Here is an 8,019-nt window from a genome sequence, read left to right as displayed (position 1 = left end):
ACGAAAGCAGGGAGTGCAGGTCAGCGGGCTCGGTCTGCGTCCGGTCCTTTCCAACCCGCATGCCCGAGGCCCCCCCCCTCTCGCAGGAGCGCCCCCTCGGCCGTATGCGTGCCCCGCCACGCTCGGGCCGCCTTGTGCCGCCGTCAGGCGTCCAGGACCACGCACGACGCGGCGGGCACCTCGACCGAGCCGGCCGGGGCCGGGACGCCTGTGTCCGGGTCGACCGTGAACCAGGTGACGTCCCCGGAGTGCTGGTTGGCGACGTACAGCGTGCCCGCCGCGTAGGTGAGGGCGCGGGGCCAGCGGCCGCCGCAGGGGACGGTGGTGACCAGGCGCAGGGCGGGCCCGTCGACGGCGAGCACGGAGAGGACGTCCGGGCCGCGGGTCGCCGTCCACACGAAGCGGCCGTCGGGCGACACGACGATGCCCGAGGGGTACGCGTCGCCGTCCGGGGCGGCCGGAAGGACCAGGGTCTCCCCCAGGGGCTCCAGGCGGCCGTCCGGGGCGTTCCAGCGGCACACGGTGACAGTCGGGACGAGTTCGTTCAGCACGTGGACGTACGAGGCGTCCGGGACGGTCGGCGAAGACGGGTCCGCCCCGCCGGCCGGGGCGAAGGCGAGGTGGCGCGGGCCGGAGCCCGGCCGCAGCCGGGCCTCGCCGTGCACGACGGGCGTTCCGGCCTCCAGGGCGCAGACCCGCACGGTGTCCGTGCCGAGGTCGACGCAGAGGAACCGGTCGCCGGACGGCGCGGACACCACCTGGTGGGCATGCGGGCCCCGCTGGTGGTCCGGATCGGGGCCCGAGCCGGTGTGCCGCAGCGTGCCGGACGCGGTGTGGGCGAGGGTGCCATCGGTACGCAGGGGTACGGCGGTGACACTGCCGGCCGTGTGGTCGGCGGTCAGGACGTGGCCGTCGAACAGGCACAGGTGCGTGGGGCCGGCGCCGACCGTGACGGGCGGGCCGGTCAGTGCGGGCTTGTCGTCCGTCACCCGGTAGGCGGCGACCGCACCCTCGGCGTTCTCGCTCACGGCGTAGAGCGTCTCGCCGTCCGCGGAGAGGGCGAGGTACGACGGGTCGGGGACGTCGTTCGCGGCGTCCCCGACGACGGTCAGGGCGCCGCTGTCCTCGTCCACGGCGGCGACGAGGACACCGGGGCCTCCCGCCGCCGTGAACGAGCCGATGTACGCGCGGCGTTCCCGCTTCCCGTGTGCTGCTGCCACTGCCGTCCCCTCCCGGTGGTGTTCGGTGCGGGTGAGGGTAGCAGCAGGTCTAGACCAACAGGAGGCTCGCCTGTCGGCATCGACCGTCGGGACGGCGCACTGCCGCCGGTCAGGAACCGGCCAGCCGGGATCCCGGGGCCCTGCCGAGGGGCATGGCCAGGTCGGACAGGGTCCGTTCCAGGTTGTGGAGGTGGACCAGGGGCGTGCCGGGTTCCGGCTGATGCGGGCCTTCCTGGCCCGTGAGGTGCTGCGGCCAGGCCGGGGCCCGGGTCTCGTGGACGGTCAGGGCCTCCACCGCGGCCTTCACACGCCAGCAGGCGGCCACGAGGGACGCCTCGTGCGAAGCGGGCGGCTCGGCGGTGGCCGACACCAGGGCGTGGACCTCGCTGACGCAGTCGTCGAGCAGGCGGAGGGCCTGACGGGCGCGCTCCTTGCGGGCGTGGAACGGGTTCAGCGGATGCACCAGCGGGGCGAGGGCGACGCGGGCCCGGCCGAACAGTGCCTCCAGTTCGGCGGCGTGCGGGGCCGGGTCGGCCTCGGGGTCGCCTTCGAGCCGGGCGGCCGTTTCGGTCGCGGCGGCGTGCACACAGTGCAGGGCCCGCTGGATCCAGGCGTCGTTCGTCGCATGGGTCGTGACCGGCAGGACGAGGAACACGGCCAGCACGGCGCACCCCGCGCCCACCCCGGTCTCGACGAGCCGGAGCGCGAGCAGCTGGGCGTCCAGGACGCCCAGCAGGCCGTAGAGGAGGCTGGCCATGACGGTGACGGCAAGCATCATCCAGGAGTACGAGACGGCCGCGGCGTAGAAGATGCCGAAGACGCAGAGCGCGACCAGCACGGCCGACACCACGGGCGCCCCGTCCAGCGGGACGGCCACGAGGAGGCCGACGGCGACGCCGATCACGGTCCCCAGGACGCGGCGGAAACCGCGGACCAGGGTCTCGCCCCGGGACGTGGTGTTGACGAAGATCCACCAGGCGGTGCCGACGGCCCAGTACCAGCGGTCCTCGGAGAACCCCTGGCCGACGACGAGCGCGATCGCGCAGGCGGTCGCGGCCTGGAAGGCCTGCCGCGTGGTCGGGCGGTCCAGGCCCGTCCGGGGCGCCTCGGCAGGGGCCGCGACCGGCGGGGTACCGCGCTCGATGGGCCACAGGACGAAGCGCACCATCCCGGCGACCAGCAGGGCGAGGGCCATGGCGGCGTAGAGCCCGGGCAGTTGCGCGGGGACGGCGTGGAGGAACTGCGTGACGAAGAAGCTCATGAACGCGAAGATGCCGAGCGCCTGCCCGCGTGCTCCCCAGCGGCGGGCGTAGACCCCGCAGAAGACCGTGACGACGAACGCGACATCGCGGGCGGCCGTGAGGTCGTGCAGGGTGGTGGCGAACGCCAGGACCGGGAATCCGGCCAGGGGCAGCAGGGCGGTGGTGATCCGCTGGGCGCGGACCGTGCCGTCGGTGACGGTGAAGAGGGCGAGGAGCGCGGCGAGACCTCCCGTGATCGACGCGGGCAGCGGGAAACCGCTCACCTCGGAGACGGCCACCGCGGCACCCACGCCGATGACGGCGCGGACGGAGTTCCGCAGCCTCAGACGCCCCGGATCAGGCGCTGTGAACATCCTCTTCATGGCCGTGTACCGCCCCCTTGCACTCGTGCGTGCCGCGTCCGCCGCCGTCTGGGTCCCAGTGGGCGGCGGGCACAGCGAAGGCGCCGCGCTCCGGATCCGGCTTCGTCGCCGTCCGGCACTGCGCGGCGCCGAAACTACGTGGATAAGGCAAGAGATAAGCATCTTTGCCCCAATGGCTCAACAGGCGGATGCTGAAGTGAGCCATTGGCCCATAGGGGGGCGGGCTTGCCGGGCGTCTGGTAGACCAACGGATCAGGCGCCGGGTGAATCGCCTTTCTGGCGCGCCCCGCACCGGTTTCAGCGCGGACGTCCGAGGCGCCCCGGCGCTGCGCCGCGGGGAGCGGCGGGATGCCGTTGATACGGTTCCCATGATCGTCGAATGGTGCAGGGAGGTCGACGGATCATGGCCGTGGACGAACTCGACACCCGGATCCTGCGGCTGCTCCTGGAACAGCCGCGGACGAGTGTGCGGGAGTACGCCCGGATGCTCGGTGTCGCCCGGGGGACGCTTCAGGCGCGGCTCGACCGGCTGGAGCGGGACGGCGTGATCACGGGGACGGCGCCGTCGCTCTCCCCTGCCGCGCTCGGGCATCCGGTGCTGGCCTTCGTCCACATCGAGGTGACCCAGGGGCACCTCGACGACGTGGGGGACGCGCTGGCGGCCGTACCGGAGATCGTCGAGGCGTTCTCCATCACGGGCGGCGGTGATCTGCTGACCCGGGTCGTGGCGCGGGACAACGCGCATCTGGAGGACGTGATCCAGGCACTGATCAGCCTGCCAGGGGTGGTGCGTACCCGTACGGAGGTCGCGTTGCGGGAGCGGGTGCCGTACCGGCTGCTGCCGTTGGTGGAGTCGGTCGGCCGGGCCGCCGGCACCTGATCGCCGACGGGCGGTGACCGACCGTCGGCCGGCCCCTGACATCCTGGACGCATGGGCATTCCCGGCGACACGGCGGTCATCTTCGATCTCGACGGAACGCTCGTCGACAGCGAGCCGAACTACTACGAGGCGGCGCGTGAGTTGCTCGCCGCGCACGGGGCTCCCGGCTACACCTGGGAGGACAACGAGCGGTACGTGGGCATCAGCACCTGGGAGACGCTGGGCCTGTGGAAGGACCGGTACGGCATCGCCGCGCCACGCGCCGAACTCGTCGAGGAGCTGGACCGCCGCTATCTGGAGCGGGCCCGTGCCTGCACCCCCGTCTTCCCGGAGATGCGGAAGTTCGTGGAACTGCTGGCGGCCGAGGGAGTGCCGATGGCAGTGGCCTCCGGGTCGTCGCGGGAGGCGATCGAGGTGATTCTCGCGGGCACGGGCCTCGACGCGTATCCGCGGGCCATGGTGTCGGCCGAGGAGGTCGCCCGCGGCAAGCCCGCGCCGGACGTCTTCCTGGAGGCGGCCCGGCGGCTGGGCACCGCCCCGGCCGACTGTGTCGTGGTCGAGGACGCGGCGCCGGGCGCGACCGCCGCTCACGCCGCCGGAATGCGCTGCGTCGCCGTCCCTTACGTGACCGGCCAGGCCGACGCCCCGCCGTTCGCGACGGCGGGGCTGCTGGTGCGAGGCGGCCAGGCCGAGTTCACGGCCCGGGAGGCGTACGACTGGATCGCCGCGTCCCGCTGAGACAGCGGCGCCCGCCCGGCCCTCGGCTCCCGGTCAGCCGGTGTCACCACCCATCCGCCTGCCGCGTCGGTGCAGACACCGGCCCGTGGCGGTGAGGGCGGCGGCCGACGCGGCGGCGCCGAGGGCGCCGTCGCCGCTGACCAGCGCGGGGCCGCGCCCACCGCGTCGGCGGCAGGGCGGTCAGACCGGTGGCGGCGAGGCTGCCGCCACGACCGGGGGCGGAGCCACCGCCCGTGAGCGGTTGCATCGGGGATGAGCGCCGCAGGGTTGGGGCCGGGGGTTCGTCGGCGGGTGCGGGTGAGTGGGGGTTGTTCGCGCAGTTCCCCGCGCCCCTGACAAGCGGCCGGGGCTGCGCCCCGTGCTTTTCAGCTGAAGGGCGGGCCGCAGGCCCAACCCTTCAGGGGCGCGGGGAACTGCGCGAGAAACCACAACGCGCCCGCACCCGCCACACAACAGGCGTCCCCGAGCTACTGGGCGCCCGGCCCTCACCCTCACGTGTCGAAGTCGACCGTCAGCGTCTCCGAGACCGGATACGTCTGGCACGTCAGGACGTAGCCCGCGGCCACCTCCGCCGGTTCCAGCGCGTAGTTGCGGCGCATGTCCGCCTTGCCGTCGGGGATGAGCGCGCGGCAGGTGCCGCAGACGCCGCCCTTGCAGGCGAAGGGCAGGTCGGGGCGGGTGCGCTGCGCGGCGTCGAGGATCGTGCGGTCGCGGGGCAGCGGCGCGGTGGTGGTGCGGCCGTCGAGCGTGAGAGTGACCTCGCTGACCGGCCCCTCGGCGGCCGCCTCCTCGTGGCGCACCTCGCGGACGGGTTCGTCGTCGGCGTAGAACAGTTCCTGGTGGACGCGGTCGGCGGGCACACCGAGGCCGGTGAGGACGTGCTGGGCGTCGCGGACCATTCCATGGGGGCCGCACAGCCACCAGTGGTCCGCCGTGTCCACGTCGACGAGGGAACCGATGAGTACCGAGAGGCGCTCGGCGTCCAGGCGGCCCGAGAGCAGTTCCGCCTCACGCGGCTCGCGGGACAGTACGTGCGCCAGCTGGAATCGGGCCGGGTACAGGTCCTTCAGGTCGGCTAGTTCGTCGGCGAACATCACCGTGCCGGTGCGTCGGTTGCCGTAGAAGAGGGTGACCGTGGAGCGGGGATCGGCGGCAAGGACCGACTCGGCGATGGAGATCATCGGGGTGATGCCGGAGCCCGCCGCGATCAGCACATGGTGGCCGGGGGCGGTGAGGTCCGGGGTGAAGAAGCCGGTGGGCGGCATGACCTCGACGGTGTCTCCGGGGCGTACGTCGTTCACGAGCCACGAGGAGAACAAGCCGCCCGGCACGACCCGGACGCCGACGCGGGGTGCCGAGCCCACCGGTGAGCAGATCGAGTACGAGCGCCGTTCGTCCCGCCCGTCGATCTCGCGCCGCAGCGTCAGCGACTGGCCGGGCGCGAACGCGAACTCCTCGGCGAGCTCCTGCGGGATCTCGAACCCGACCACCACCGCGTCCTCGCACAACGGCCGTACTTCGGCGACGCGCAGGGCGTGGAAGACGGGACGGCGCCGGGCGCGCGGGCGCGCCGTCGGTGCCCCGCTGTCGCCGGCCGCCGGCCCCGGCCCAGCGGAGACCACCGGTCCGACGAGGCCCGCGACGGGTTCCTCGCGAAGCCCGCCCGCCGGCCCTTCCGTGAAGCCCTTCATTCAGATCTCCTTGACGTGCTCGAACGGCTCGCGGCAGGTGTGGCAGCGCCACAGGGACTTGCAGGAGGTGGCGGCGAAGCGCGAGGTCTCCTCGGTGTCCGGGGAGGCGCACCGGGGGCACGGGACCGTGCGCCGGGTGGGGGACAGCTTGAGGGGCACCGGGCCTCGCGGGGCGGGTCCCGGCGGGGCGATGCCGTGTGCGGTCAGCTTGCGGCGGCCGGTCTCCGTGATCCAGTCGGTGGTCCAGGGCGGGCTGAGGACCGTACGGATCTCCACGCGGTCGTATCCGGCCGCGCGCAGCCTCGCCGCCACGTCGGCCCGCATCTCGGCCAGTGCCGGGCAGCCCGAGTAGGTCGGCGTGAGGCTCGCGATCACCGTGCCGTCGCCGGTCAGCTCCACGTCCCGCAGGACGCCGAGGTCGGCGAGGGTCAGCATCGGCAGCTCGGGGTCGGGCACCTGCTCGGCGATGTGCCGGGCCCGCCGCGCGTCGAGGAGGGCGGTCACCATGTCGCCTCCGGGTGGGCTCGGGCCACGCTCTGCAACTCGGCGAGCAGGGGCGCGAGATGCTCCGTGTGGTCCCCGGCGCGACCGGCGCCCGCCAGCGGCCGGTACACCGGCATGGGCAGCCCGGCGGCCTCGGTGACCTGCCGCAGTACGTCGACGACCTCGTCCCGTACGTCGTACGCGGTGAACAGTTCGCCGAAGTACGGGCCCACCCGCTCCAGCGCCTTCCGCATCCGCCGGTGCGACTCCTCGGTGCCGTCACCCAGCCGTACGGCCCAGTCGGCGGCGTACTGGCGGTGGTACGTCAGCTCCTTGACGCCCTTGGCCGCGATCGCCGCGAGGACGGGGTCGGGGTGGTCCACCAGTCGTTCGAAGTGGGCGAGGCGCCAGCTGGACAGGACCAGGAGCCGGACGACGGAGAACGCGAAGTCGCCATTGGGGAGTTCGGCGAGGCGCACGTTGCGGAAGTCGTCGGCGTCCCGGAAGTAGGCGTAGGCGTCCTCGTCCCGGCCGGTGCCGTCGGCCTGGCCGGCGCGGGAGTACAGCAGGCGGGCCTGGCCGAGGAGGTCGAGGCCGATGTTGGCGAGCGCGACCTCCTCCTCCAGCTCGGGCGCCCGGGTGGTCCACTCGGCGAGCCGCTGGGCCGAGACCAGGGCGTCGTCGGCCAACGCCACACAGTCGAGGGCCAGTTCCCGTACGTCGACGCCTTCGGGCACGCCGGTGTCGACGCCGTGCAGCGGGTCCTCGAAGCCGGTGCCGTACGCCCAGCGGGTGTCGTCGTCGTGTCCCTCGGCGAGGGTCATGTAGACGTGGTCGTCACTCATGCCCTGCTCCTCAGATGTGCGGGACGTCGTCGGGGATGTCGTAGAACGTCGGGTGGCGGTACACCTTGTCCGCGCTGGGCTCGAAGAACGGGTCCTTCTCGTCGCGGGTGGAGGCGGCGATGTGCTCCGAGCGCACCACCCAGAGGGAGACGCCCTCGTTGCGGCGGGTGTAGAGATCGCGGGCGTGGGTGAGGGCCATCTGGTCGTCGGCGGCGTGCAGGGAGCCCACGTGGACGTGGTTCAGGCCGCGCTTGCCGCGGACGAACACCTCGTACAGCGGCCAGTCGCCCTTGTTCACGTGCGCCGTGCCACCGTCGTTCGTGCCGGTCATGCCGCCGTCCCCTTCCGGGCTCGCTCGCTCTGCCTGGCCGCGTGGGCGGTGGCCGCCTCCCGCACCCAGGCGCCTTCCTCGTGGGCCGTCCTGCGGCGTTCCATCCGCTGGTCGTTGCAGGGTCCGTCGCCGCTGATGACCCGCTTCAGCTCCGCCCAGTCGGGGGTGCCGAAGTCGTGGTGGCCACGGTCCTCGTTCCACTTCAGG

General features: G+C 73.3%; 8 protein-coding genes and 1 pseudogene. 2 read left to right on the top strand and 7 right to left on the bottom strand.

Annotated features, from left to right (window positions below):
• Window positions 1–143 precede the first annotated feature (143 nt).
• Together ACZ43N_RS40545 and ACZ43N_RS40540 are read right to left on the bottom strand one after the other, a co-directional pair.
• On the bottom strand, window positions 144–1,220 hold the full coding sequence (locus ACZ43N_RS40545) for a lactonase family protein (RefSeq protein ID WP_468104566.1): 1,077 nt from the start codon (window positions 1,218–1,220) through the stop codon (window positions 144–146).
• Window positions 1,221–1,329: 109 nt separating this feature from the next.
• Window positions 1,330–2,835, bottom strand: coding sequence for an FUSC family protein (locus ACZ43N_RS40540; protein ID WP_468104619.1), 1,506 nt, complete (start codon window positions 2,833–2,835; stop codon window positions 1,330–1,332).
• Between the two features lie 412 nt (window positions 2,836–3,247).
• Here ACZ43N_RS40540 and ACZ43N_RS40535 point away from each other — a divergent pair, with 412 nt between their 5' ends.
• Together ACZ43N_RS40535 and ACZ43N_RS40530 are read left to right on the top strand one after the other, a co-directional pair.
• Window positions 3,248–3,724, top strand: a complete 477-nt coding sequence (locus ACZ43N_RS40535) for an Lrp/AsnC family transcriptional regulator (RefSeq protein ID WP_468104617.1) — start codon at window positions 3,248–3,250, stop codon at window positions 3,722–3,724.
• Window positions 3,725–3,775: 51 nt separating this feature from the next.
• On the top strand, window positions 3,776–4,462 hold the full coding sequence (locus tag ACZ43N_RS40530; RefSeq protein WP_468104564.1) for an HAD family hydrolase: 687 nt from the start codon (window positions 3,776–3,778) through the stop codon (window positions 4,460–4,462).
• Between the two features lie 491 nt (window positions 4,463–4,953).
• Here ACZ43N_RS40530 and paaE read toward each other — a convergent pair whose 3' ends face one another.
• From paaE to ACZ43N_RS40505, 5 genes and pseudogenes are all read right to left on the bottom strand, one after another.
• Window positions 4,954–6,153, bottom strand: a complete 1,200-nt coding sequence (gene paaE, locus ACZ43N_RS40525) for a 1,2-phenylacetyl-CoA epoxidase subunit PaaE (RefSeq protein WP_468104562.1) — start codon at window positions 6,151–6,153, stop codon at window positions 4,954–4,956.
• Window positions 6,154–6,660: a 1,2-phenylacetyl-CoA epoxidase subunit PaaD gene (gene paaD, locus ACZ43N_RS40520; RefSeq protein WP_468104561.1), complete on the bottom strand. Its 507-nt coding sequence runs from the start codon at window positions 6,658–6,660 to the stop codon at window positions 6,154–6,156. It abuts the gene before it with no gap.
• Window positions 6,654–7,481 carry a 1,2-phenylacetyl-CoA epoxidase subunit PaaC gene (paaC, locus tag ACZ43N_RS40515; protein ID WP_468104560.1) on the bottom strand — a complete coding sequence of 276 codons (828 nt, stop codon included), beginning with the start codon at window positions 7,479–7,481 and terminating at the stop codon, window positions 6,654–6,656. Before paaC ends, paaD begins: the two co-directional genes overlap by 7 nt.
• Window positions 7,482–7,491: 10 nt before the next feature.
• Window positions 7,492–7,812 carry a 1,2-phenylacetyl-CoA epoxidase subunit PaaB gene (gene paaB, locus ACZ43N_RS40510; protein ID WP_468104559.1) on the bottom strand — a complete coding sequence of 107 codons (321 nt, stop codon included), beginning with the start codon at window positions 7,810–7,812 and terminating at the stop codon, window positions 7,492–7,494.
• Window positions 7,809–8,019: pseudogene (locus ACZ43N_RS40505) on the bottom strand (1,2-phenylacetyl-CoA epoxidase subunit PaaA); the annotation flags it as partial. The gene paaB and the pseudogene ACZ43N_RS40505, both read right to left, overlap by 4 nt.

The sequence above is a fragment of the Streptomyces sp. NPDC030814 genome (assembly GCF_055572155.1).
The sequence above is the reverse complement of the archived record's forward strand: the minus strand, read 5'-3'. Positions and strand labels throughout refer to the sequence as shown.

Bases quoted from the DNA above. Each gene is read 5' to 3' on its own strand.
- ACZ43N_RS40540 (WP_468104619.1), bottom strand. From the start codon at position 2,835: ATGTTCACAGCGCCTGATCCGGGGCGTCTGAGGCTGCGGAACTCCGTC.
- ACZ43N_RS40535 (WP_468104617.1), top strand. From the start codon at position 3,248: ATGGCCGTGGACGAACTCGACACCCGGATCCTGCGGCTGCTCCTGGAA.
- ACZ43N_RS40530 (WP_468104564.1), top strand. From the start codon at position 3,776: ATGGGCATTCCCGGCGACACGGCGGTCATCTTCGATCTCGACGGAACG.
- paaE (WP_468104562.1), bottom strand. From the start codon at position 6,153: ATGAAGGGCTTCACGGAAGGGCCGGCGGGCGGGCTTCGCGAGGAACCC.
- paaD (WP_468104561.1), bottom strand. From the start codon at position 6,660: ATGGTGACCGCCCTCCTCGACGCGCGGCGGGCCCGGCACATCGCCGAG.
- paaC (WP_468104560.1), bottom strand. From the start codon at position 7,481: ATGAGTGACGACCACGTCTACATGACCCTCGCCGAGGGACACGACGAC.
- paaB (WP_468104559.1), bottom strand. From the start codon at position 7,812: ATGACCGGCACGAACGACGGTGGCACGGCGCACGTGAACAAGGGCGAC.